We start from the raw sequence: 23481 nt of genomic DNA, 5'->3' as shown, positions 1-23481 counted from the left end.
TCAAACATAACTCAACATGTTCGAACAGATCAAGCGCCGGTTAGGCTTGACCCTGTGTCCGTCGCGAAGGTTGCTGCCCTGGCCTACTACCCGGTGAAAGGTCTTGCCGGGATCCCCGTCGAGTCTGCTGAGGTCGGCCCGACCGGCCTGCTGAACGATCGCCTGTTCATGCTGGTCGAGCCGGACGGCAGTTTCCTCAGCCAGCGCAAGCTGCCGGCGATGGCGACCCTCCACGCCGAGATCGCCGGCGACCGTCTGCGGCTGTCCGCCGCCGGCGTCCCGGACCTCGACCTCGAGATCCAGTACGACGGGAAGCGGCGCGACGTCAGCCTGTTCGGGAAATGGTTCGGCCAGGGTGTCGTCCAGGATCCGGCCGCGGACGAGTGGTTCACCGACCGCCTCGGCACCTCGGCCTCGCTCGTCCGCGTCACGCCCGAGCACGAGCGGCCCGGCTGGGGCGCCCACCGGGGCCTCACCGGGTACGGCGACGCGCACGCGCTGATGGTCACGTCGCAGTCGTCACTCGACGGACTGAACCAGCGCATCCTCGAGCGCGGCGGCGACGCGATCCCGATGAACCGCTTCCGGCCGAACCTCGTGGTGTCCGGCTGGTCCGAGCCGCACACCGAGGACAAGGTGCTCCGGATGACCGCCGGCGCGGTCGAGATCGGCTACTCGGCGCGCGGCATCCGGTGTGCGGTTCCGACGGTGGATCAGTCGACCGGCGCCAAGTCCGGTCCGGAGCCGACCAGGACGCTGGCGACGTACCGGCGTGAGGCAGCGTACGGCGGTGGCGTCAGCTTCGGCGTCAAGGCCGCAGTACTTGCCGGCGGCACCATTCGGGTCGGCGACGAGATCGCCGTCCGGGAATGGATCCCGGACGGCACTGATCCCGCGCAGGACTAGCGCATGACTACCGGTCGGACGGCGTCCGACCGGGAGTCCTGCCCTAGCAGCCGACCCGCGAGCGGCCGGTGACGGCCTTGTAGGTGCAGGTGTCGAAGGTCTTGCCGGCCGGGGTCTGGAAGCGGGCGGTGTCGCCGGTGTTGTTCCAGACGTACCAGCTCTGGTTCCAATAGAGCGTCAGCGCCCGGTTCCGGTTCTTGCCGGTGCGGACGATGACCGTCGACCGCCCCGGCAGCACATAGCCGCGCGGGAACACGTACACATGGTTCGCGACGTCCGCGACCCGGAAGCCGGACAGGTTGATCGGCCGGGTACTGATGTTGCGGACCGTGAAGAACTCGTTGTTGATCTGTGCGTTGGTGCGGACATCGGTACCTGGCGGGTCGTACTGGATCCCGCTGAGTACGGCGGTGATGGCCGCGTTGGCCGTCAACGGTGCGAGGACCGCCGTACCCGCCAGCACCACGGCGGCCGTCGCAGCGGACAAGAGCATGCGGAAGCGTCGTGCGAACAAAGGAATTCCCCTTCGGCAGTGGGCCGATCTCCCCCCGGCCCGGTGACCACAGCTGCCGGTTCCCCCCGGCGGTCGCACACGCTAGTTGTTACGCTCCGTGCTCGTCAAGGGCTCAACCAACCGGCGTGGCGACTCCGTGCTCGAGCAGTTTCACCCGGTCGGCCAGCCCTGCCTCGCGGAACGCGGCGACGAACTCGTCGGGGCCTTCGGTGAAGTGCGCCCAGCCCTCGGTGTGCACCGGGACGATGGTCGCCGTACCGAGTAAGCGCGCCGCCTCGACCGCTTCGGCCGACGTCAGCGTGAGGTTGGCGCCGTCGAGCAGCGGGGTCCGCGCGGCGCCCGCGAACAGGACCGCGACGTCGATCGGCGCGAACCGATCCGCGATCTCCTTCACCAGGCCGACCGACGCGTTGTCGCCGGCGACGTACACGGTCGGAAGGCCTTCGCCCCGCAGGACGAACCCGGTCACCACCCCGAGCACCTTCTCGGCGCCTTCCGGGCCGTGCAGCGCCGGTACGCCGGTCACCGTCAGGATGCCGCCATCCGGCCGGGGCAGGTCGATCGACTCCCAGTTCGCCAGCCCGCGTACGCCGGGGATGCGAGTCGCCGCGTCGGGGGTCGACAGGACGGTCGGGATCGCCGGCAGCAGCCCGCGGCCGGCGTCGTCGAGGTTGTCCTTGTGCTGGTCGTGCGAGACCAGCGCGACGTCGATCGGGCCGAGTTCGGCGGCCGGGATCGCCGGGCCGATCAGCTTGCTCATCACCCGGCCCGGCAGCTCGTAGTCGCGGGGCTCGTCGAACGCGGGATCGATCAGGAACTTCAGGCCACCAAGGTTCAGGACGGCGGTCGGGCCGCCGATGTGCGTGATCTCCATGACCACGATCCTCGGCCCTCGCGGACCGTCTCACCATTGGCCCGGGAGCCATAGTTGCCGAAGATCGGGCCATACTGTTCTCATGCGCACAGTGGCGGTCTTCGCGTACGACGGGATGAGCCCGTTCCACCTGTCCGTGCCCTGCCTGGTCCTCGGCGAGCGGCGGGGCCGTCCGACGCGGTACGACGTACTCGTCTGCGCGGAGGAGCCGGGGTCGATGCGGACCAACGCCGGGTTCGGGATCAGTGTGGATCACGGGCTCGAGGTGATGGAGCGGGCCGATGTCGTGGTGCTGCCCAGCTGGGAGCCCGGCCGGCAGGCCTCCGCCGTACTGCTGGACGCGATCCGGCGTGCGCATGCGCGCGGCGCGACCGTGGTCGGGTTGTGCATCGGGGCGTTCCTGGTGGCGGAGAGCGGGATCGCCGCGGGGCGTGAGGTCGTGACGCACTGGCGCTGGGCGGACGAGCTGCGGGACCTGCATCCGGAGTTGGACGTGCGCGCGGACGTGCTGTGGTCGGATCTCGGCGACGTGATCACCTCGGCGGGTACGGCGGCGTCGTTGGACTGCTGTCTGCACCTGGTCCGGATGCACCACGGGGTCGAGGAGGCCGAGAAGGTTGCCCGCGACATCGTCGTCGCGCCGCACCGGAGCGGGTCGCAGGCGCAGTACATCCCGGTGCCGGTGCCGCCCGACCCGGGCGACGACGTGATCGAGAAGGCGATGGTCTGGGCGCGCGGGCGGCTCGATCAGCCCGTGTCGCTGGACGAGTGGGCGGGGGCGGTGGCGCTGTCGCGGCGTACGTTCACGCGGCAGTTCCGGGCGCGGACCGGGAGCTCGGGGCAGGCCTGGTTGCTGCGGCAACGGCTGGACCGGGCGCGGTTGTTGCTGGAGACAACCGATCTGCCGGTCGAGCGGATCGCGGCGTCGAGCGGGTTCGGCAGCAGTGACGCGCTGCGGCACCACTTCCACACGCTGCTCGGGACGACGCCGCAGCGGCATCGGCAGGAGTTCTACAGCAGCACGAGCAGGATGTAGACCACGGGCGCGGCGAACGTGACGAGCAGGATCCAGGCCATCATCCGGTGCCCGGTCTTGCCGCGGTCGAGCGACGAGGCGAAGTACAGCACGGCGCCTTCCTCGGTGTGCCGGCTCAGGCCCATCCGCCTGGCCTCCTCGGGGCGCGGATCCGGGCGCTCCTCGGCGAACGCGTCCGGATGGATCCCGTAGTGCGCCGGCCCGGCCCGATCCACGTCGTCACGCTCGGAAAACATCCAGCCTCCCCCGGGTTGGTGGACCAGGTCGCCCAACCATGGTCGCACCAACCGGAGGGAATCGTGCCGTGGTTACTACGAGAAGTCGGCCACCCACGCGTAGCGCGTCGGCTTCGAGCCGATGCAGAGGCCGAGCAGGTCGATCGCCGTGCAGTGCGCGTAGCCCTTGCGCCCGACGCCCAGGGTGGTCAGGCCGCAGTTCATGATCGTGCCGCGGCTCTGCGCCATCATCTGGTCGTACGCCTGCTGCGCGGTCCAGTTGTCGCCGCCGGCGGACGACTTCGAGGAGCCGCTGCTGTTCGTCGAGCCGGACCTGGCGCGGCTGCTCGCGTCCGAGCGGGCGTTCCCGGTCAGGCCCGGGTCCTGCTCGAGCGGCTGGCAGCCGCTGTTCCTGCGGGCGCTGTCGATCATGTCGAACAGTTGCGACTCGTTGGCGTCCATGCCGCCGTCGCGTGCCGGCGGCGGCGGTGGCGGCGGGGTGGTGGTCGGGGTCTGGGTCGGACCGCCGGTGGAGGTTGTGCGACCCGGTGTGGTCGGGGAGTTGGTGGCCTTCTCCGAAGTCGGGCTGTCGGTCGGCTCGATGCGGCTCGGGGTGTCCGTCGGGACGGTGGTCGGGGAGGCGGAATCCGTCGGGGTGTCCGTCGGGCTCGCCGTGGGGGTGGTGGTCGGGGTGACCGTCGGCGTACTCGTCGGTCTCGCCGTCGGCGGGACCGTGGCCCGCGCCGACGGGGTCGCGACGGCGGGCTTCGTGGTCGGGGTGATGTACGTGTCGTCGGTCCGCGTCACCATCGGCACCGAGGCGTCCGCGTCGTCGTTCTGCGGCTGGTGCAACAGGATCCACGAGATCGGCGTGATCACCAGCACCACCGAAGCCATGGCAATAATCGACCGCCGCCCCCGAGCTCCCCGCTCACCCGAAGCCGCCCGCCGACCCCCACGCCCGGAACCTCCGGACCCGCTACCGCCGGGCCCAGAACCCCTACGTTGCCCAACACCAGCAGCACCGATCCCGGCGCCACCAACATGAGCCCCCTCAAGCCCATCCCCACCAGCCGAACCGGCACCATCCGGACCCGGCCCAGCACCGTACGAGCGCGCACCAGCCGCCTCAGCACCATCCACACCGAGGCCCGCCGCACCGAGGCCGGTCGCGTCTGCGCTGTACGAGCGGGCGCTGGTCGTGTCGGCGCTGTACGTGTCGGCGCTGTACGTGTCGGCGCTGTACGAGGGGGCGCTGGATGTGCCGGCGCCGGTTGCACCGAGGCCGGCTGCTCCGGTTGTGCCGGCGTCTGCTGCTCGGGTGGAGCGGGTCCGGCTGGAGCGGGCGGTGGCTGCCAGGTCGTCGGCTGCTGACGCGGCCGGCGTGGTTGGGCGCGGGGTGGTGTCCGGTGAAGCAGTGCCCAGGGAAGCCCAGTCGTCGGCTGCGCGCCGGACGGACCAAGTGCCGGCGGTTTCGCCCAGGCCCCTCGGCTCCGGCTCCTCCGCCCGGCGGGCCGCCCGTCGCGCCCGGCCCGGCGACTCCGGCTCCGGTTCGCTCCCGGCGATCGACTGCTCGACCCACGACGGAGTACCAGCAGGCTTCCGCCCGGCGGCGGACCCGTAGGAGTCCTCGGACCGGGTCGGCAGCCCGGACGAAGCGTCCTCGGGGGCGGTGTAGCTGGGCATGCCGCCGCGCGGGGCGTACTGCGGGGTGGCCGGGCGGGATTGGTTGCCGCCGGCCCAGAACGGGGACTCGTTGGACGCGCCGGCGTTCTGCGCGGTGGCCCAGAAGGGCGACTCGTCGCTGGAGCGCGGCGCGTACCGCGGTGGTTCTGGTGGTGCGGGCGGGGTGGTTTCCGCGGGCGGGGTGGACCGGTTGCCGGAACGCGACGAGCGTGATGCCGCTCGGGTCGCCTTCCTGCGCGGTTTGTACCGGCCGTTGCCGGACTCGGGCATTATTTCGTTGTTCCCTTCAAAGTCGCGCCCCCAAGACGTGCCTCATCAGCCGTCTCACCGGAGCCCCCCAGGAACGCCCGGCGACATGACAAGGTCGGATCTACCCGCGGCGACCGACCGTGAACCGGCCGGACATTGTGGGCCTGAGACAACGTCTCGGCCGCACTCGGTGATCTCCACACAATGACAACCACAACCCGGCCTCAGCTCCGGCCGAAGTCCTGGACCCAACTGCCCGGTCCGTAGTCGGACTTGACCTTCCCCGGGTCGTATCCGATGCCGATCGTCGTGAACCGGCAGTTCAAGATGTTCTTGCGGTGACCGTCGCTCTGCATCCAGGCCGCGACCACCTTCTGGGCGCTGTCGTAGCCGGCCGCGATGTTCTCGCCCCAGGTCGACCCGCGGTACCCGGCGGCCGCCATCCGGTCGCCGGGGTCCTGGCCGTCAGGGCTGGTGTGGTCCATGTAGTGCCGCCGGACCATGTCCGAGGCGTGCTCCCCGGCAGCCTCGACGAGTGCGCTGTCCAGCCGCAGCGGGCCACAGCCCTGCTGCTGGCGGATCTGGTTCGTGTAGTCGAGGACCTGCCGCTCCTGCGTGTTCGTCCCGCCACCACTCGGCGGCGGAGGAGTGTCCGTCGGCTCGGTGGACCGCGTCTTCGTCGGCTTCGGCGTACTCGAGGTCTTCGTCGGGTACGACGGCTTCGGCCGCCCGCCGCCGGTGGTCGTCCGCGTGCTGCCCGGCGAGGCCGGCGGCACGGTCACGGTCGTCACGCCGACGGTCGGAGCCGTCGGGGTGGTGAGTATGTCGGTGGGCGTGACACTCGGCGTACCGGCACTGGTCGGAGTGGTCGACGTCGACGTCGTGGCCGCGCCGAGTGCCGGCGTACCGACGACGGCCGTCGTGGTGCGGCCGTTCGGCAGGGTCTTGGTGATCGTGACGAGTGGGGTCCCGGCTGTCGTGCCGTCGGAGGATCCGCCGTCGACGCGGGAGTTCTCGGAGACGTTGAGGACCTTGGTGGCGTCGTCGACCGACGAGTTGTCGCGGGACATCAACCACACGACCGGTCCGATCGCGAGCAGGACCGACAACGCGCTGACGACAGGGCCGACCAGGCCACGGCTCCGCCGGGGAGCTCGTCTACTGCCGCGGTGCCGCCGGGGGGTAGGCGAATCCGTCATGGGATGGGCGAATCCTCTTCGTTTTTCGTCGTGCCGAGTGTCGCGTCGTTCCCCGTTGGTCCAGCCAGGTCCCCCCTGGTTACCGAACAGCGACCTTAACGGACCCGCGAGGTCATCGTTACAGGTCTGCGACGCCTCTTAACGATTCCCGAAGGTTCTTCGCCAACGATTGACGAACCTGCCTGGACCGGCGATCACCCGCCGAAGTCCTGCACCCAGCTGCCGTTGCCCCAGTCCGGCTTGACCTGACCGTTGTCGTACCCGATGCCGATCATCGTGTAGGTGCAGTTGAGGATGTTCGCGCGGTGGCCCGGGCTGTTCATCCAGCCGGTCACGACCGAGGACGGGCTCGAGTAGCCGACGGCAATGTTCTCGGCCATCGCGCCGCCCGTGAACCCGGCCGCCTTCATCCGGTCGAACGGGCTGCGGCCGTCCAGACTGTCGTGCGCGAAGTAGTGCTGGTCGACCATGTCGGCGGCGTGCGCCTGGGCGGCCTTGGTCAGTGCGCTGTTCGTGCGCAGCGGTCCACAGCCGGCCTTGGCCCGCTCCTGGTTGGTCAAGGCAAGCACCTGGGCCGCGGATCCGCCACTGGGCTTGGTGGTTGCCGTCGGCTTGGGTGTGGCGGTGTGGCTCGGCTTGGGTGTCGGCCTCGTCGTCGACTTCGTGGGTCTGGGCGTCGGCGTCCGTGTGCTGCCGCGGCTCGGAGCCGTGGTCGACCGCGTCGGCGTCGGGGTCGGTGTCTTCGTCGTGGAACGGGTCGGTGTCGGCGTCGTACGGCTGGGTGTGTACGACGGACTCGTCGGACGGATCGGAGTCGCGGCCGGCGCATCGTCGCTGGCCGGTGCGACGGATGTGACCGGGGTCTCCTGGCTCGTCACCTTGCTCGAGCCGGTCTGACGTACGACGAACCACCCGACGCCGACCAGCAGGACCAGAGCGGACAGCGACGCGATGAGAGGACCGGCCACGCCACTGCCGAGTGACCGTTTGTGGTTCGTCATGGTGAGCACCCTTGCCCAGGCCGACGTTCGCCGACCCTAACCCCGACCGCCCTTGACGAACCTTTGACTATCGCAGTCGTTTCAAACGGTTGAGCGTGCTATGACGATGTCGGCGATGACCTTCCAGCCCAGGCTTCGGTAGAGGCGCAGGCCGTCGATGGAGGCGATCAGGATGCCGCGTTTGGCGCCCTTCGCCGCGGCCGCCTCGACCAGGGACGCCATCACTGCGCTGCCGAGTCCGCGCCGCCGGTGGGCCGGGTCGGTCTCGATCCGGTCCGCGACCGCGTCCTCTCCGACGACCGCCATCCGCCCGCTCGACACCACCCCGCCGTGCAGGGTGGCGCGGGTGATGATCAGGTCGTCCTCGAGCTCGGTGTGCAACGCATAGCGCTCGTGCAGCTTCAGGGCCGGCTGCTCCGAGAGCTGGATCGTCATCAGCCAGTCCTGGTCCTGCTGGACCTCGAGGCCGAGGTCCTCCAGCTGCTCGATCCGGGCTTCCTTGTCGTCGGTGGCCAGGGTGATCCACCCCGCGCCGCGCCCGCCGCCGTCGGCCGAGGCCAGTTGGGCGGCTCGCTCCACGCGCTCCGGTTTGCCGTCGGCATCCAGTACGACGTACTCCGTCGGTCTGCTCTCCTCACCCGCACGGACGATCAGGATGCCGTCGTTGTCGTCCTCCACTGTGGTCCAGCCCCGCGAGACGGACCACCCGGCCTGCCAGCGGCGGACGAGCTCCTCACGATCTCTCACCCGTCGATTCAAGCAGCCCGCACCCGTCACGGCGAGGGGAACCGGTGTCGCATGACACCAACTGGCCGTGAATTACCGCCTGCAGCCTGTCACCACTACCGCGCGGCCGCTCGCAGCGCAACCCCTGGCGGCCCCTGTCTGACCGTGCCTGGGGCTGTCTGCTGCTGACGGGTCAGCGACCGGCGTACTCGTCGGCGAGCAGGTCGAAGGTCATCAGGTTGTCGTACCTGTCGTCCCGACGAGGGCTGGCCGCGCGCTCGGTGCCGACCAGGGTGAACCCGTTGGCCTCGGCAACGTGCGCGGACGCACTGTTGCCCTCGGCAGCCTTCAGCACCAGCCGGCGGCGGCCGAGACCGCCTTCGGCGACAGGCGTGAACGCGTACGGGATCAGCAGCTCGACCGCCGACGACATCACCTTGCGGCCGCGCGCGTCCGGGTGCATCCAGTACCCGATCTCGCCCACGGTCTTGTCGATCCGGTTGTTCAGATCGAAGACGCTGACGTTGCCGAGCAGCTGGTCGGTGCCGGGATCGGCGATCGCCCACGCGACGGCCTCGCCGCTGGCCATCGCGTGCAGCCGGGTCTTGATGAACCCCTCCGCGTCCTCCAGCCGGTACGGGTCGGGCATGCCGGACAGCCAGTGCTGCGTTCGCTCGTCGCTGCAGGCCTCCTGCACCCGCTGCGCATCCGAGTCCCGCAGTCCGCGCAACCGGATCCCGCCGCCCTCGAGCTCGCGCGCCGACCACCAGTTGCCCTGCGGCTCGAGCTCGTCCTCGCGCCCGAGCGTGGCGACCCACTCGTTCTTCCGGACGCCACGCGTCCGTCCGGCGCCCTGCACCCGGACCAGCCCGCGGAAGCCCGCCTTCCAGGCGACCCGCCGGCTGGCGTAGTTCCCGACGAAGGCGCGCCAGATCACCCGGTCCCAGCCGAGGCTGTCGAACGCGTACCGTACGGCGAGTTTGAGCGCCCGCGTCATCACCCCGTTGCCGCGGACCTCCGGCGTCACCGCGAACCCGACCTCGCCGACCCCGCCCTCCCCGTCACCGAGGTCGATGGTCCCGGCGTAGCGGCCGTCGTACTCGATCGCCCAGGCCCACATCGTGTTCTGGCGCCAGCCGTTCGGGATCACGTCGGTGAGGAAATTGACCGCGTGCTCGCGCAGGTAGGGGACCGGGATGGTGGTCCACTCCTGCATGACCGGGTCCTGGCACATCCGGTAGGCGGGCTCGACATCGTCGGCGGTGTGCGCACGCAGTGTCACCACGCCGTCGGTCAGCACCGGCACGTCCTCGGGAAATCGCATGCTTCAGGGTGACGCGCTGCCACCGCGTCGGCAACGCATTTCACTGACACGAAGACAATTCGACACTAGGCTGTGGGCGTGAACGCAGCCGGAGCAGAGCCGCCACGCGGCCGGGGTGGGCAGCTGGCCGCTCAGCGACAGGCCACGATCGTTGCCGAGGTCAACAGTCGGGGCGCGATCACGGTGGCCGAGCTGGTCGATCGGTTCGGTGTCTCGGACATGACGATCCGTCGCGACCTGGACGCCCTGGACTCCAGCGGCCTGCTGCACAAGGTGCACGGCGGCGCGACCTCCGTCGGGCTGCGCAGCGCGCACGAGCCGGGCTTCGACGCCAAGCTGACGCAGGAGTCCGCCGCCAAGCAGGCGATCGCGGCCGAGGCGGCGACGAGGGTCCAGCCGGACAGCGCGATCGGCATCGGCGCGGGTACGACGACGTACGCGCTGGCTCGTCAGTTGCTCCGGGTGGAGAACCTCACCGTCGTGACGAACTCCGCGCGGATCGCGGACGTGTTCCACGGCAACGGGCGCTCCGACCGCACGGTCGTACTGATCGGCGGCATCCGTACGCCCTCGGACGCGCTGGTCGGGCCGATCGCCACCGCGGCGCTGGCGTCCTTGCACCTCGATCTGCTGTTCCTCGGCGCCCACGGCGTCGACGCCGAGCACGGATTGAGCACGCCGAACCTGATGGAGGCCGAGACCAACCGGTCGTTCATCGCCGCCAGCCGGGAGATCGTCGTGGTCGCGGACCACACCAAGTGGGGGACCATCGGCCTGAGCACGTTCGCCACCTGGTCGGACCTGGACGTCATCGTCACCGACAACGGCCTGTCGACCGCCGCCCGCAAGGCCATGCGCGACACCGGATGCGACCTCGTCATCGCTTCATGACGGGCCGCAGCAGGGTCGGCGTGAGGTGCTAGCCCAGGCGGGACGCACCGGCTGACGGGGTCGCGGCGAGTGCGTTGGGCGCGCTGAAACCGCGCTCCGCAAAGGCCTTCTCGATCGCCGCCAGCACTGACTCGGCCGCATCCGCCTCCACCAGCGCGATGATGCAGCCGCCGAATCCGCCACCGGTCATCCGCGCGCCGAGCGCACCCGCCTCGAGCGCCGTGTCGACCGCCACGTCCAGCTCCGGCACGGTGATCTCGAAGTCGTCGCGGAGCGAGACGTGCGACGCGGTGAACAGCGGGCCGACCTCGCGCAGCTTGCCGGCATGCATCAACGCGACCGCGTCCTCGACCCGGCGGATCTCGGTCACCACATGCCGCACCCGACGCCGTACGACGTCGTCCGGCAACCGCGACAGCGCATCGTCGAGGTCCTCGAGGGCGATCGAACGCAGCGCGGGTACGCCGAGCTCGGCGGCCGCCTGCTCGCACATCTGCCGGCGGGCCGCGTACTCACCGTCGACGTGCCGGTGGGGCGCCTTCACGTCGACGACCAGCAGCGCGAGGCCGTCTGCCGCCGGGTTGAACGGGATCTGCTCGGTGGACATCGCGCGGATGTCGAAGTACAGCGCGTGGCCCTCGGTGCAGCACATCGACGCCATCTGGTCCATCAGGCCGACCGGCGCACCGACGTAGTTGTTCTCGGCGCGCTGCGCGAGGCGGGCGACCTCGGCCGGGTCGACCTCGATGTCGCGCAGACCGAGCAGGGCGACCAGCGCCGCGCAGAGCAGGGCCGCGGACGAGGACAGGCCGGCGCCGGACGGGATGTCGGACTCGAACCGCAGGTTCGCGCCGCCGATCGGGTAGCCGGACTCGCGCAGGATCCAGGCCGCGCCGGCCGGGTACGCCGCCCAGTCGCCGACCGATGCCGGAGCGAGCTCGTCGATCGCGAACTCGGTGATGCCCTTGTGTCCGGCCGACGCGACCGCGACCCGGCCGTCGTCGCGCTTCGAGGCGGTGACCACGATCCGGTTCGGCAGGGCGATCGGCAGCACCAGGCCGTCGTTGTAGTCGGTGTGCTCGCCGATCAGGTTGACCCGCCCCGGGGCCCGCCAGCTGCCGTCGGGCGCCGTACCGAAAACATTCTGGAAGCTCACTGGCCAACCTTCCGCAGGGTCTCGGCCACGTCCTCGGGCCGGGTGTCGCTGATGAACGCACCCATGCCGGACTCCGAGCCGGCCAGGTACTTGATCTTGTCCTTCGCCCGGCGGATCGACAACACCTCTAGATGCAGGTAGCCGAGCTCACGGTCGATGCGGACCGGGGCCTGGTGCCAGGCGGCGATGTAGGGCAGCGGCTCGCCGTACAGGCCGTCGAGTCGCTGCAGGACCTCGAGGTACAGCTCGGCGAAGTCGTCGCGCTCGCCGACCGACAGCTCGTCGATGCCGAACACCTGGCGATGCGGGTACAGGTGCACCTCGACCGGCCAGCGGGCCGCCTCGGGGACGAACGCGGTCCAGTTGCCGTTCTCGGCGACGACCCGGGTGCCCTCCTTGCGTTCGGCGGCCAGGACGTCGGCGAACAAGTTGCTGCCGGCAACCTCTTGGTGTTCGCGGGCGCGCGCCATCAGGGTCCGCATCCGCGGCGGCAGGAACGGGTAGGCGTAGATCTGGCCGTGCGGGTGGCTGAGCGTCACGCCGATCTCGCGGCCGCGGTTCTCGAACGGGAAGACCAGCTCGACGTCGTCGCGGGCGCCGAGCTCGGCGGTGCGGTCGGCCCAGGTGTCGACCACCAGCCGGGCCTGGCCCTGGGACAGGTTGGTGAACGACTGGTTGTGGTCGCTGGTGAAGCAGACCACCTCGGTCCGTCCGGGGCCGGCGAAGGACGGGAACCGGTTCTCGAAGACGGCGACGTTGTAGTCGTGGTCCGGGATCTCGGTCGGGTTGCCCGGTTTGCTCGCGCAAAGCGGGCACTGGTCCGCCGGCGGCAGGTACGTCCGGGTGTTGCGGTGGGTCGCGTAGGTGATCACGTCGCCGGTCAACGGGTCCGTGCGCAGGTCCACCTGCGGCTGCGGGGCGGGCAGCCCGCGGGTGTCCTCGAGCGGCACCCGGACCGGCGTGTCGGCCGGGTCGTAGTAGAACAGCTCGCGTCCGTCCGACAGTTTGGTGTCGGTACGGCGAACGCCGCGGGGTGTTTTCATCGTGTGGCCCTCCCGGCCGTACGACGCGTCCGGCCAGGAATCATCGTAAACCAACAAACTCGAACACGCACGATGGATCCCTGCCCCGGTAGGCTTGGTAGATGGACGACTACGCCCAACGCCCGCCCTCTCGTGGATCGACGAGAGGGCGCTAGGACACCCGACCCATGAACGCCACCCTGCTCAACATCATTCTGATTCTGGTTTTCGTGCTGATCGGTGGGGTCTTCGCCGCCGCCGAGATGGCCCTGGTCTCGCTGCGGGAGAGCCAGCTGAAGTCGCTCTCGCACCGTGGCAAGCGCGGCGAGACGGTGGCCCGAGTGGCCGCCAACCCGAACCGGTTCCTGTCCGCCGTCCAGATCGGCGTGACCCTGATGGGCTTCCTGTCCGCCGCCTTCGGTGGCGCGACGCTGGCCGATGGCCTCACGCCCCACCTGCAGAAGCTTGGTCTGCCCGACGGCCTGGCCAGCACGGTCGCCCTGGTGCTGATCACCATCTGCATCTCCTACGTCTCCATCGTGATCGGCGAGCTCGCGGCCAAGCGGCTCGCGCTGCAGCGCGCCGAGACGTTCGCGCTCGGCCTGGCGCCGCTGGTCGACAAGATCGCCTCCGGCGCCCGGCCGGTGATCTGGCTGCTGTCGAGGTCGACCGACCTGGTGGTCCGGGCGCTCGGCGGCGACCCGAACGCGAACCGCGAGGTGATGACCGACGAGGAGCTCCGCGACCTGGTCTCGGCGCACGAGTCGCTCGGCGAGGAGGAGCGCAGGATCGTCGACGACGTCTTCGAGGCGGGCAGCCGGCAGTTGCGCGAGGTGATGCTGCCGCGGACCGAGGTGGACTTCCTCGACGGCGAGATGCCGGCGTACAAGGCGGTCAAGTTCGCCGCCGAGCGGCCGCACTCGCGATACCCGGTGATGAACGGCTCGGCCGACGACATCGTCGGGTTCGTCCACGTCCGCGACCTGTTCGACCCGGCGGTCGCGTCCCGCTCGGTGCGGGTCGGCGACCTCGCGCGCGACGTACTGATGCTGCCCGACACCGCGAAGCTGCTGCCGACGCTGACCGAGATGCGCCGCCGCAGTACACACCTCGCGATCGTCCTCGACGAGTACGGCGGCACGGCCGGCATCGTCACGCTCGAGGACCTGGTCGAGGAGCTGATCGGCGACATCAAGGACGAGTACGACGAGGAGGCGGCCGAGACCACCCGCCTGGGCGGTGGCGACATCGTCGTCGACGGCCTGCTGAACCTCGACGACTTCGCCGACGCCACCATGATCGAGCTACCCGACGGCCCCTACGAGACCGTCGGCGGGTTCCTCGCCGCCCGCCTCGGGAAGGTCCCGTCGACCGGCGACGAGGTCCCTCTCGACACCCACACCCTCACGGTCACCGAGATGGACGGCCGCCGGGTCGCCCGGGTCCGGCTGCACCCCGTCAAGCCGGAAGCGGAACTGGCCGACTCTCCAGCACCCGCTGCCGAATAAGGACGACCACGCCGCCGACGACGTACCCGAGGCCCTGGAAGACGAGGACCGGGATGATGCCGACGGCGTCGCCGAGGAAGCCGGCCGCGGCGATGCCGATCAGGACCGCGACGCTCTCGGCGGCGCCGACCGCGCCGTAGATGCGGCCGCGGGTGCCGTCGACGGTGAGGTTCTGGAAGACGGTCATCATCCCGGCGATGGTGAGCGCGCCGGGCAGCCCGACGACGATCATGCAGACGAACGCGGGGATCACGCTGTCCGACGCCAGCGGGTAGAGGAACAGCGTGGTGTCGATCAGGCCGAACGCGAGCGCGCCGATGCCCCACAACCGCGCCGCGGGCCAGCGCGAGCCGATCGCCGCGGCGACCAGGCCGCCGACGATCCCGCCGACTGCCTGGGACGAGACGATCAGGCCGTACACCTGCCCGTTGCCGCCGATCTGGGAGCTGACGAACGGCGCGAAGAGCGTGCTCATGATGCCTTCGCCGACACCGGTGACCATGCAGAACACGAAGAACAGGCGGATCGCCGGGCCTGCGACACACAGCCGCAAACCTTCGGTCCACTCCGCTTTGAGGCGCTTGATCGCGCCGCCGGCGGTCTGATCCGGGTTCTCCGGCCGCACCTGCCGGTGCCGCATCCGCGCGACCAGTACGACCGCGATCAGGAACGTCGCGGCATCCCCGAGCGCGAGCAACGTGAGTCCACCTGCCGCTGCCAGGACACCACCGAGCGCTGCGCCGATGAGTCGCGCGAGGTCGCGGATCTGGCTGTTCAGCGCGTTCGCCGTCACCAGTTGCTCGTCGTTGACCAGTACGGGGACCAGCGACTGCTCGGCCGGCTGGAAGAACTGCTGCAGACAGCTCTGCGCGAGGACGACGCCGTACACGATCCAGATCTTGCTCTCGTCGTTCACGGCGATCAGTGGCAGGAGCACCACGGCGTTGAGGACGTTGGTCACGATCATCGTGGTCCGCTGGTTCCAGCGGTCGACGAAGACGCCGGCCAGCGAGCCGAGTACGACGGCCGGCAGGAACGACGCCAGCAGCAGGCCACCGCTTGCCAGCGTGGAGCCGGTCAGCACGTACACCTGGAACGCGAGCCCGGTCCGCAGCAGCCAGTCGCCGATCAGCGAGATCAGGCCGGCGCTCAACATCAGGCGGTAGTCGCGCTGCCGGGCAAGGACGCCCCACAAGTCCTTCATCTGCCTGCTCCGCTCTGCTGTTCGGGGGAGATCGTGACGATCTGGGTGAATGAGACGTGCCGGCTGCCCGGCGGCCGGGTGGACTTGTCGTCGATCGGCCGTTCGTCGACCCAGCGCTGCAGCAACGCGTCGACCTGTGTGACGAGCTCGGTCAGCTCGTCGGCGGTCAGGTAGAACCCGCTCTGCCCGATGCCGGAGTTGTCCCGCCAGGCCGCGTCCTCGGTCTGCCGCTGTTGCTGCCACTGGCTCAGCCGCTCGAGTGCCCGCTCGGCCAGCAACTGCTCGAGTACGTCGGCCGCCGCGGCGCCTTCCGGGGTCTGCGCCGCGTCGCGCCACGACTGCGACGTCGACACCAACCGCCACGGCCGCTCGCGGTTGTCCTTCCCCGGAGCCGGCTCGACGAAGTCGTACTTCGCCAGCTGCCGCAGGTGATGCGACGCCAGCGCCTGACTGATCCCAAGCTCCCGCGCCGCATCGGCCGCGGTCATCGGCCCCTCCCGCCCCAGCAGCGACTGCAGGTCCAGCCGCACCGGATGCGCCATCGCCCTGATGGCCAACGGATCATCCAGCAACCGGGACCGCCGCGGATCCTTCTCCAAAGACATGCTTGGAATATGCGCCGGCGCGAATCCGATGTCAAGCCGTTGCTTGGAATGTGGAGTGGTACCGACGAACGGGTAGTGGTCGGTGTCGGCGGCCGCCCGCGGGGTGCTGCCCGCGGGAGTGGTTGGCGCGGCGGGGACCACTACCCGTTCGTCGGTCCACCAGCACGTCGACGCCCACTCCCCACCGGACGCCTCAGGGGCCGACCCCTCGGCTTGTGGGTTGCGGACCCGGGTTCTGGGTCCGCAACCCACCAACTCAGGGGTCAACCCCTGAGACGTTGGTGTGTTAGCCGGTTTGTTCGCGGATCCACTCGAGGGCGGGCTCGGCGTGGGCCAGGATCGAGATGTGGCTGAGGCCTTCGTGGAGGTCCAGCTCGGCGGTGGGGAGGTTGGCGGCGAGCCAGTGGCCGTGGGTGCAGGGGATGATGCGGTCGGCGGTGCCGTGGAGGAGGAGGGTGGGGGCGGTGATCGTGGTCGGGTCGCAGCCCCAGTCGACGACGTAGGAGCAGTCGTCGTCGATGACGCCGTCGGGGCCGTTGGGCATGGCGTTGGCGCCGGCGATCGAGCCGAGCCAGCCCCACGGGCCGTCGAACATGGCCAGGTCTGTCGGCGAGAACTCCGGGTCGTACTCGACGCCGGAGGTCTCGTGGCGGACCTTCGCCTCCGGGCCGGCGGCCGCCGCGCGGAGGGAGGCGAGGCCGGACGGGATCATGCCGTCGTACCAGTCGAGACCGGGAGCGTCGTACGGCGCGATGGCGGCGAGGGTGGCGACTGCTTCGACCCGTTCGCCGAGGACCGCGGCGGCGCCGAGCGCGTACGAGCCGCCGCCGGAGTACCCCATCAGGGCGCAGGTGCCGATCCCGAGCCTGTCCAGGACCGTGGTCAGGTCGGCCGCGATCGACGCCATCGTGCGGCCCGGCGCCGTGGTCGACCCGCCGTACCCGGGCCGGTCGAACGAGATCCACCGGATGCCGAGCCAGTCACCCGCCTCGTATAGCGGCTCGGGCGGGGTGCCGAGGTTCGGCGTGCCGTGGTGCCAGACGACCGCGAGCCGTCCGTCGTCGCCCGGCGCGCTGTCGTACCCGTGCAGGATCCGCCCGTCGGCCAGCTGGAAGTCGGTCTCGTTCATGTCGCTCACCCTAAAACGGCGAAATGTCGAGTGCTCCGGATCGTGTCCGACCTCTGCTGCGAAGATCCCCTTCAGATCCCGAAAGGATGCCCGACCATGAAGTACCTGCTGCTGATTCACAGCAACCCGATCACCTGGGGCCACCCGTCGTTCCTGAACACCGAGGAAGGCAAGCGCCTCCCGAAGAAGGCCCGCGACGCGCTGGCCGCCCAGCTCGACAACCTGCTCGACGAGATCCACGCCTCCGGTGAACTGATCAACGCGGTCCCGCTCGACCCACCGTCGAAGACCCGCGTGGTCCGCGTCCGCGAAGGCGTCCGCGCCACCACCGACGGCCCGTACTCCGAAGCCAAGGAGCAACTGGCCGGCGTCTTCCTCATCGACGTCGCCACTCCGGAGCGTGCCGAGGAGATCGCCGCCACCATCCCGGAAGCCGAGTTCGTCGCGGTCGAGGTCCGCCCGGTCTCCGTCTTCGACTGACACCGAGAGCCCCCGCGGGTACGCCGCGGGGGCTTGTTCAGCGCTCGACGAGGCGGGAGTGGTTCTGGTGAGTGGCCAGGGCGGGGTCGAGGGTGCCCAGGGCCAGCCAGGTGGCGCCGCCGACGCCGTCGCGAGCGGTGAGGACTTCGCCGGCGAAGTGTTTCCGGATGAGTTGGCCGACCGGAGAGGATTCACCCGCGACGCTTCCCGCGAGCACCATCGGGCCCTGGTCCGACGTGGTCTTCAACCGGGAGACTGTTTCTGTGAGCAGCTCGGCTGCGCGTTTCACCAGGGACCGGGCGGTTTCGTCGTTCTGTGCGTACGCCGCGATGACGGCCGGCGCCAACTCGGCGAGCAGGACCGGTGGCCGGCTGTTGACCGTCCTCACCAGATCGTCGCGCAGGGCGTCGTATCCTTCACGTTGTGCAACGGACTGCTGGTCCCGATCGGGCAGCACCGTCTGCACAACGGTCTGCTCGAGCAGGCCCAGCGGCTCGCGAAGGTCGAGAGCTTGCAACACACTGCGCACAGCCTCCCGGCCGAGCCAGAAGCCGGACCCCTCGTCGCCGAGCAGCCAGCCGTGCCCGCCGACGGTCCGCACTAGCTGATGATCGCGGACCAGTCCGACGTTGCTGCCGGTGCCCGCGATCAGCACGATTCCGTCCGGCTGCGGCGTACCCGAGGCGAAGGCGACCTCGAGATCGCCGATGTAGTCGGGGGCGATGGTGAGGCCGGCGCCGGTCCAGGCGGCGTCGAACCGGGCTGCCACGTCGGGCCGCCCCAGTGCCGAGCCGCCGGCCATGCCGACCACGGCGGCCTTGACCTCGGACGGGTCCAGACCGGCGAGGGCGGCGTGAAGCGCCTGACCGAAGTTGGCCGCCGCGCTTGCGGGATGACTTGTCGGGTTTCCGCCCGCGGCGGCGCCGCGACCGACTACGTTGCCCTCGGAGTCCGCGATCACGATCCGGGTCGAGGTTCCACCGAGGTCACCGCCCAGAACCAGCGGTCCGGCCGGCATCAGGACCGCTTCGTCGACAGGTGGAGCGGAAGGTTCCGGCAGGGGGCGTTCGACCGACATACGCAATGCTCCAAACTGCTCAAAAGAGCCTCTTTACAAGCACAAGGGATTCACGCGACGGTCCCGATCCGGGGAGATCACAGAGATGAGCCTTGACTTTAGCTGCCAGTTGAGAAAAGTTCTGTCCAGCAAACCGTAAACTTGCGCACTTGTCGGCACCACGAGTGTCGCTGCGAGCAGATTAGTCGAGGGGTGGGCCGCTGATGGCCAGCAGTAAGCACGGGGGAGCCGGGGAGACGGGCGGCGTCAGCGCGCAGTCCTATGTGCACACCCTGACTCCGATTCTGGCAGCGGTGACCGAGCAGATCGAGGGGCCGATCCAGCAGGCCGCCGACCTGATGACGGAGTCCCTGCGCGCGGACGGCGTCATCCAGGCGTTCGGCTCCGGGCACTCCGAGGCGCTCGCGATGGAGATCGCCGGCCGCGCCGGCGGCCTGATCGCGAGCAACCGGATCGCGCTGCGCGACCTGGTCCTGCTCGGTGGCGAGCCGCCGGAGCTGCTGCGCAGTGCGGAGCTCGAGCGCGACCCGAAGTACTCGCGCAAGCTGTACGAGCTGTCCGCCGCGCGGCCTGGCGACCTGTTCGTGATCGCCTCCAACTCCGGCGTGAACGGCTCGATCGTGGAGCTCGCGAGTGTGGCGAAGGAGATGGGCCACCCGCTGATCGCGATCACCTCGATGCAGCACACCAGTGGGATGGACTCCCGGCACCCGTCCGGCAAGAAGCTGATCGACTTCGCGGACGTGGTGCTCGACAACCATGCGCCGTACGGCGACTCCGTGCTCGACCTGCCCGACGGCGGGGGCAAGGTCTGCGCGGTCTCGTCCATCACTGCCGCCCTGATCGCGCAGATGCTGGTCGCCGAGGTGCTGCGCCGGATGACCGAGGCCGGCGAGACCCCGCCGGTCTACCTGTCCGCGAACATCCCCGGCGGCGACGAGCACAACCACGCTCTCGAGGCCCGGTACGCGGGTCGCATCCGTCGGACCGCGTGAATCGTCCGGCCGGAGCCACCCCGAAGTACTAGCCTGCCGGAATGCTGAGACGGCGGACCTTGCTGCAGGGAGCGCTGGCCGGCGCGGTCGTGAGCGGATGCTCGTCGGCCCCGCCGGCCCGGACCGTTTCCCCGGAGAACCCGTTCAGCGTCGACGGGAACGCTCCCGTCGACGTGGTCATCGGCGAGGAGTACGGCGGGTTCGCCGCAGCGGCGTACCGGAAGAGGTATGCGAGCGCCGTCGTCACGCCGAAGGTGACGGCTCAGCTGTCGGATGCCCTGCTGCCCCGGTTCGCGGCCGGCGACCCGCCTGACGTGGTGCTCAGCACCGGCGATCAGGAGCTCGAGCTCGGCCGGCTGGTCAAGGACGGCCAGTTGACCGACCTGCAGCAGGTCCTGGACGCGCCGTCGTGGGACAACAAGGCCGCGAAGGTCAAGGATCAACTGCTGTCGGACCTGCTCGACATCGGCCGGTACGACGGGACGCAGCGCACGCTCAACTACGTCGCGACCGTCTACGGGCTGTGGTACTCGGCCAGCCTGTTCCAGAGCAACGGCTGGGACGTGCCGCACACCTGGCCGGATTTACTTGCCCTCGGCACCGATATGAAGGCGGCCGGCCTCGGCCCGTTCATCTACGCCGGCGCGCACCCGTACTACGTCCTCGAGCTCGTGCTCACACTGGCCGCCAAGACCGGCGGAGCCGACGTCCTGAGGCGGATCGACAACCTCGACGACGGCGCCTGGAAGGACGAGAGCGTCACCCGGTCGATCGCCGCGGTCGGCGAGCTGACCAAGCGCGGCCTGATCGCCGCCGGGAGCGCGAAGTACGACCACATCGGCTCGCAGAAGCGGTTCCTCGCCTCGAAGGCCGGGATGCTGCCGTGCGGGAACTGGCTCGAGAACGAGATGAAGGGGCTGGTGCCCGAGCGCTTCGGGCTGACGATGTTCGCCGTACCGGCGCTGGATGCCTCGCCGGCGCTCGCGAGTGGGCTGCACGTCGCGGCGACCGCGCCGTTCATGGTGCCGGAGAAGGCGAAGAACAAGGCCGGCGGGCTCGAGTACCTGCGGGCGCTGCTCTCCCAGGACGTCGCGGCGCAGGTCAGCTCGGAGTCCAACCAGCTGACGATCGTCCGCGGCGCGGCCGACGGGCTGGAGATGGGTACGGCGCTCCGCTCGGCCCGCGACCTGCTGACGGCGGCCGGCGACCAGGTCATCACCTGGTGCTTCGACAGCTGGTACCCGGACTTCGCGAACGCGGCGGCCGCGGCGACCGGGCAGTTCATGGCCGGCGGGCTGCAGCAGTCGGAGTGGACCGCGCGGATCCAGGCCGCCGCGGACAAGCTCAAACAGGACAACGCGGTGACGAAGTACCACCGGGACTGAGCTGGCGCCCGCCGCAGACGGGAAGCCGGCGACGAACGCGTAAACCCTATCGCCGTCGGGCGCCGGCCGCCGTACGCTCTTGCTGAGGAGTGGCGATATGGCATGGCTCGGCGCGGCGGTTCTGTTCTTGATGCTCTGCGCCCTGCTCAACCTCCTGCTCCCCAATCCGCCGCCGAGCCGCTGGCGGCGCCGGCTCCAGCGGCTGACCGCCCGGGCCAGGGCTCGCATCCGCAAGCGTCCGGTCCCGGTGCCGGACCCGTTCGACACGCTCCGCCTGCAGACCCGGCTCGGGACGTTGTCCACCAAGATCCGGCTGGTCGAGTCCGATCGGCGCGTGTACGCCCGCGCCCACCGCCTGATGGCGCTGGAGGCGGCCTACGACGACCTCCTCGACGAAGCCTGCCGCCTGGCCGGCGTCCCCGACCCCGACGCCAAACAACCCGAAGAAAAACGCTGGCAGGAAGAACAGGAACTAGCCTCCCGCGGCTGGTCCTGGTGAGTCAGGCCCACACCACCTGATCGAGAAAGTCCTCCACCGCGGTCGCAACCTGCCCGAGAACCGCGGCCGACGCCGCGAGCCGTCCCGGCACGTACATCCCGTGGTCGGCCTCGGGCACTTCCAGCACGTACGGCGTCAGCTCGCGAGCCAGGGCGGAGTCCCACAACGAGTCCGCCGTACCGCCGATCAGCAGGAACGGCGCGGTCGCCCGACGCAAGCCGTCGACCACCCAGGCGCTGGTCAGTACCGGCGTCAGCCAGACCGCGGGCAGTCCGCGTTCCGCGGCCAGTGGGGCGCCGTAGGTGCCGAGTGACCTCCCGATCAGCAGGATGTCGCCGGTCAGGTCGCGCAGAGCGTTCACAGCCTGGGGAAGCACCCATGGACCGCGTTCGGACTCGGTCAGGCTGAGCGGGCGGTCGGGCTCGTCCCACCAGACCGGCACCACGCCGGCGCCTCGCCGTGCGGCCGCCTCGGCGGCGTACATCGGCAGCGGAGCCGCCGGACCGTTCTGGCCGCCCGGCAGGACGACCGCCGTCCGCGCAGTCATAGCGCGGAGTCTATGACCAGACGGGACCCGACCGGACCCGCCCGGGTGACGACTGCGCCAGGGACGCTGGCAGAATCGGGGCTATGTCCCAAGCTGCGTCTGACCCCTCCGCAGCCGGTTCCCAGCGGCGCCCTCGGGTGCTTTCCGGGATCCAGCCGACGGCGGACTCCTTCCACTTCGGCAACTACCTCGGCGCGGTGCGGCAGTGGGTGGCCCTGCAGGAGGACCACGAGGCGTTCTACTGCGTCGTCGACCTGCACGCGATCACCGTGGAGTACGAGCCGAAGGCCCTGCGCGAGCGCACCCGCCGGTCGGCGGCGCAGCTGCTCGCGGCCGGTATCGACCCGGAGCGGTCCACGCTCTTCGTCCAGTCGCAGGTGCCTGAGCACGCCCAGCTGAGCTGGGTGCTCGGCTGCATCACGGGCTTCGGCGAGGCCAGCCGGATGACGCAGTTCAAGGACAAGTCCGCCAAGGGCGGCGCCGACCGCGCCACCGTCGGCCTGTTCACGTACCCGATCCTGCAGGCCGCGGACATCCTGATCTACCAGGCCGACCGCGTCCCGGTCGGCGAGGACCAGCGCCAGCACCTCGAGCTGACCCGCGACCTCGCCCAGCGGTTCAACCACCGCTTCGGCAAGACCTTCCGGCTGCCCGAGCCGTACATCGTCAAGGAGACCGCGAAGATCTCCGACCTGCAGGACCCGTCGGCGAAGATGAGCAAGTCCAGCTCGTCCCCGGCCGGCATCATCGACCTGCTCGACGACCCCAAGGTGAGCGCGAAGAAAATCCGCTCCGCGGTCACCGATTCCGGCCGGGACGTGATCTTCGACCAGGAGAACAAGCCCGGCGTCGCGAACCTGCTGACGATCTACTCCGCGCTGACCGGCCGCAAGATCAGCGAGCTCGAGGACGAGTACGCCGGCCGCGGGTACGGCGACTTGAAGAAGGACCTGGCCGACGTCGTGGTCGAGTTCGTCACGCCGTTCCGGGAGAAGACGCTGGGCTACCTCGACGACAAGGCGCAGCTGGACGCGATCCTCGCCGCCGGCGCCGAGCGGGCCCGCGCGGTCACCGAGCCGACCCTGGCCCGGGTCTACGACCGGCTCGGTTTCGTCGCCGGCCCGCCGCAGGGCCGGTAGGCCCCGGATGACTGTGCTGATGCCGCGACTCCGTCGCGGCGGGTCATGGGGCTGTCGCTCCCGGTCTTCCCTCGTCGCTCTGGTCGCTTCGCTCCCGCCGCTCCTCAGTCCAG

General features: G+C 70.0%; 26 protein-coding genes. 11 read left to right on the top strand and 15 right to left on the bottom strand.

The window, feature by feature from the left end:
- Positions 1-54: 54 nt before the first annotated feature.
- Positions 55-906, top strand: a complete 852-nt coding sequence (locus tag ACIA58_RS30500) for an MOSC domain-containing protein (protein ID WP_396407253.1) — start codon at positions 55-57, stop codon at positions 904-906.
- A 43-nt stretch (positions 907-949) separates the two neighbouring features.
- Here ACIA58_RS30500 and ACIA58_RS30495 read toward each other — a convergent pair whose 3' ends face one another.
- The gene (locus ACIA58_RS30495; RefSeq protein ID WP_396407252.1) at positions 950-1399 is read right to left on the bottom strand and encodes a lamin tail domain-containing protein; all 450 of its coding nucleotides are present in this window, start codon (positions 1397-1399) and stop codon (positions 950-952) included.
- A gap of 133 nt (positions 1400-1532) precedes the next feature.
- A complete protein-coding gene (locus ACIA58_RS30490) occupies positions 1533-2294 on the bottom strand; it encodes an MBL fold metallo-hydrolase (protein ID WP_396407251.1) in 762 nt (253 codons plus the stop codon).
- Between the two features lie 82 nt (positions 2295-2376).
- On the opposite strand from ACIA58_RS30490, the gene ACIA58_RS30485 reads away from it, so the two are divergent.
- Positions 2377-3330, top strand: coding sequence for a GlxA family transcriptional regulator (locus tag ACIA58_RS30485; protein WP_396407250.1), 954 nt, complete (start codon positions 2377-2379; stop codon positions 3328-3330).
- Here the strand turns inward: ACIA58_RS30485 and ACIA58_RS30480 are convergent.
- The gene (locus ACIA58_RS30480; protein ID WP_396407249.1) at positions 3306-3566 is read right to left on the bottom strand and encodes a hypothetical protein; all 261 of its coding nucleotides are present in this window, start codon (positions 3564-3566) and stop codon (positions 3306-3308) included. The genes ACIA58_RS30485 and ACIA58_RS30480 overlap by 25 nt on opposite strands.
- Before the next feature lie 75 nt (positions 3567-3641).
- Positions 3642-4442: a hypothetical protein gene (locus tag ACIA58_RS30475; protein WP_396407248.1), complete on the bottom strand. Its 801-nt coding sequence runs from the start codon at positions 4440-4442 to the stop codon at positions 3642-3644.
- 304 nt (positions 4443-4746) lie between these two features.
- Between ACIA58_RS30475 and ACIA58_RS30470 the strand changes: the two genes are divergently transcribed.
- Positions 4747-5169, top strand: a complete 423-nt coding sequence (locus tag ACIA58_RS30470; protein ID WP_396407247.1) for a hypothetical protein — start codon at positions 4747-4749, stop codon at positions 5167-5169.
- A gap of 535 nt (positions 5170-5704) precedes the next feature.
- On the opposite strand, the gene ACIA58_RS30465 is transcribed toward ACIA58_RS30470, so the two are convergent.
- Together ACIA58_RS30465 and ACIA58_RS30460 are read right to left on the bottom strand one after the other, a co-directional pair.
- Entirely contained in the window at positions 5705-6679 is a 975-nt protein-coding gene (locus ACIA58_RS30465; RefSeq protein WP_396407246.1) for a CAP domain-containing protein, read from the bottom strand.
- Positions 6680-6873: 194 nt separating this feature from the next.
- On the bottom strand, positions 6874-7239 hold the full coding sequence (locus ACIA58_RS30460; RefSeq protein WP_396407245.1) for a CAP domain-containing protein: 366 nt from the start codon (positions 7237-7239) through the stop codon (positions 6874-6876).
- Positions 7240-7303: 64 nt separating this feature from the next.
- Between ACIA58_RS30460 and ACIA58_RS30455 the strand changes: the two genes are divergently transcribed.
- On the top strand, positions 7304-7576 hold the full coding sequence (locus ACIA58_RS30455; RefSeq protein ID WP_396407244.1) for a hypothetical protein: 273 nt from the start codon (positions 7304-7306) through the stop codon (positions 7574-7576).
- Between the two features lie 185 nt (positions 7577-7761).
- Here ACIA58_RS30455 and ACIA58_RS30450 read toward each other — a convergent pair whose 3' ends face one another.
- A complete protein-coding gene (locus ACIA58_RS30450; protein ID WP_396407243.1) occupies positions 7762-8427 on the bottom strand; it encodes a GNAT family N-acetyltransferase in 666 nt (221 codons plus the stop codon).
- 172 nt (positions 8428-8599) lie between these two features.
- Positions 8600-9730, bottom strand: coding sequence for a GNAT family N-acetyltransferase (locus ACIA58_RS30445; RefSeq protein ID WP_396407242.1), 1131 nt, complete (start codon positions 9728-9730; stop codon positions 8600-8602).
- Positions 9731-9808: 78 nt separating this feature from the next.
- Here ACIA58_RS30445 and ACIA58_RS30440 point away from each other — a divergent pair, with 78 nt between their 5' ends.
- The gene (locus ACIA58_RS30440; RefSeq protein WP_396407241.1) at positions 9809-10621 is read left to right on the top strand and encodes a DeoR/GlpR family DNA-binding transcription regulator; all 813 of its coding nucleotides are present in this window, start codon (positions 9809-9811) and stop codon (positions 10619-10621) included.
- Positions 10622-10649: 28 nt separating this feature from the next.
- Here the strand turns inward: ACIA58_RS30440 and galK are convergent, their stop codons facing one another.
- Positions 10650-11777: a galactokinase gene (gene galK / locus ACIA58_RS30435; protein ID WP_396407240.1), complete on the bottom strand. Its 1128-nt coding sequence runs from the start codon at positions 11775-11777 to the stop codon at positions 10650-10652.
- Entirely contained in the window at positions 11774-12820 is a 1047-nt protein-coding gene (gene galT / locus ACIA58_RS30430; protein WP_396407239.1) for a galactose-1-phosphate uridylyltransferase, read from the bottom strand. The genes galK and galT overlap by 4 nt, the downstream gene beginning before the upstream one ends.
- A gap of 167 nt (positions 12821-12987) precedes the next feature.
- Here galT and ACIA58_RS30425 point away from each other — a divergent pair, with 167 nt between their 5' ends.
- On the top strand, positions 12988-14307 hold the full coding sequence (locus ACIA58_RS30425) for a hemolysin family protein (protein WP_396407238.1): 1320 nt from the start codon (positions 12988-12990) through the stop codon (positions 14305-14307).
- On the opposite strand, the gene ACIA58_RS30420 is transcribed toward ACIA58_RS30425, so the two are convergent.
- From ACIA58_RS30420 to ACIA58_RS30410, 3 genes are all read right to left on the bottom strand, one after another.
- Positions 14258-15511 (bottom strand): MFS transporter, encoded by a 1254-nt coding sequence (locus tag ACIA58_RS30420; RefSeq protein WP_396407237.1) that lies wholly within the window; start codon positions 15509-15511, stop codon positions 14258-14260. The two genes, ACIA58_RS30425 and ACIA58_RS30420, sit on opposite strands and share 50 nt — an antisense overlap.
- The gene (locus tag ACIA58_RS30415; protein ID WP_396407236.1) at positions 15508-16116 is read right to left on the bottom strand and encodes a helix-turn-helix domain-containing protein; all 609 of its coding nucleotides are present in this window, start codon (positions 16114-16116) and stop codon (positions 15508-15510) included. The genes ACIA58_RS30420 and ACIA58_RS30415 overlap by 4 nt, the downstream gene beginning before the upstream one ends.
- A 286-nt stretch (positions 16117-16402) precedes the next feature.
- Positions 16403-17245 (bottom strand): alpha/beta fold hydrolase, encoded by an 843-nt coding sequence (locus tag ACIA58_RS30410; RefSeq protein ID WP_396407235.1) that lies wholly within the window; start codon positions 17243-17245, stop codon positions 16403-16405.
- A gap of 96 nt (positions 17246-17341) precedes the next feature.
- Here ACIA58_RS30410 and ACIA58_RS30405 point away from each other — a divergent pair, with 96 nt between their 5' ends.
- Positions 17342-17725: a YciI family protein gene (locus tag ACIA58_RS30405; RefSeq protein WP_396407234.1), complete on the top strand. Its 384-nt coding sequence runs from the start codon at positions 17342-17344 to the stop codon at positions 17723-17725.
- A gap of 37 nt (positions 17726-17762) precedes the next feature.
- On the opposite strand, the gene ACIA58_RS30400 is transcribed toward ACIA58_RS30405, so the two are convergent.
- Positions 17763-18803, bottom strand: coding sequence for an N-acetylglucosamine kinase (locus ACIA58_RS30400; RefSeq protein WP_396407233.1), 1041 nt, complete (start codon positions 18801-18803; stop codon positions 17763-17765).
- A 203-nt stretch (positions 18804-19006) separates the two neighbouring features.
- Between ACIA58_RS30400 and ACIA58_RS30395 the strand changes: the two genes are divergently transcribed.
- The 3 genes from ACIA58_RS30395 to ACIA58_RS30385 all read left to right on the top strand — a co-directional run bounded on the left by ACIA58_RS30395 (position 19007) and on the right by ACIA58_RS30385 (position 21682).
- Entirely contained in the window at positions 19007-19798 is a 792-nt protein-coding gene (locus ACIA58_RS30395; RefSeq protein ID WP_396407232.1) for a sugar isomerase domain-containing protein, read from the top strand.
- Between the two features lie 41 nt (positions 19799-19839).
- Entirely contained in the window at positions 19840-21183 is a 1344-nt protein-coding gene (gene ngcE, locus ACIA58_RS30390) for an N-acetylglucosamine/diacetylchitobiose ABC transporter substrate-binding protein (protein ID WP_396407231.1), read from the top strand.
- 97 nt (positions 21184-21280) lie between these two features.
- Entirely contained in the window at positions 21281-21682 is a 402-nt protein-coding gene (locus ACIA58_RS30385; RefSeq protein ID WP_396407230.1) for a hypothetical protein, read from the top strand.
- A gap of 1 nt (position 21683) precedes the next feature.
- On the opposite strand, the gene ACIA58_RS30380 is transcribed toward ACIA58_RS30385, so the two are convergent.
- Entirely contained in the window at positions 21684-22229 is a 546-nt protein-coding gene (locus ACIA58_RS30380) for an alpha/beta hydrolase (RefSeq protein ID WP_396407229.1), read from the bottom strand.
- Between the two features lie 83 nt (positions 22230-22312).
- Between ACIA58_RS30380 and trpS the strand changes: the two genes are divergently transcribed.
- Positions 22313-23368, top strand: coding sequence for a tryptophan--tRNA ligase (gene trpS, locus ACIA58_RS30375; protein WP_396407228.1), 1056 nt, complete (start codon positions 22313-22315; stop codon positions 23366-23368).
- Positions 23369-23481: the final 113 nt, after the last annotated feature.

It is taken from the genome of Kribbella sp. NPDC051586 (genome assembly GCF_044453965.1).
Classification (GTDB): Bacteria; Actinomycetota; Actinomycetes; order Propionibacteriales; family Kribbellaceae; genus Kribbella.
Note: the sequence above shows the minus strand (reverse complement) of the source record. Positions and strands in the feature narration are given on the sequence as shown.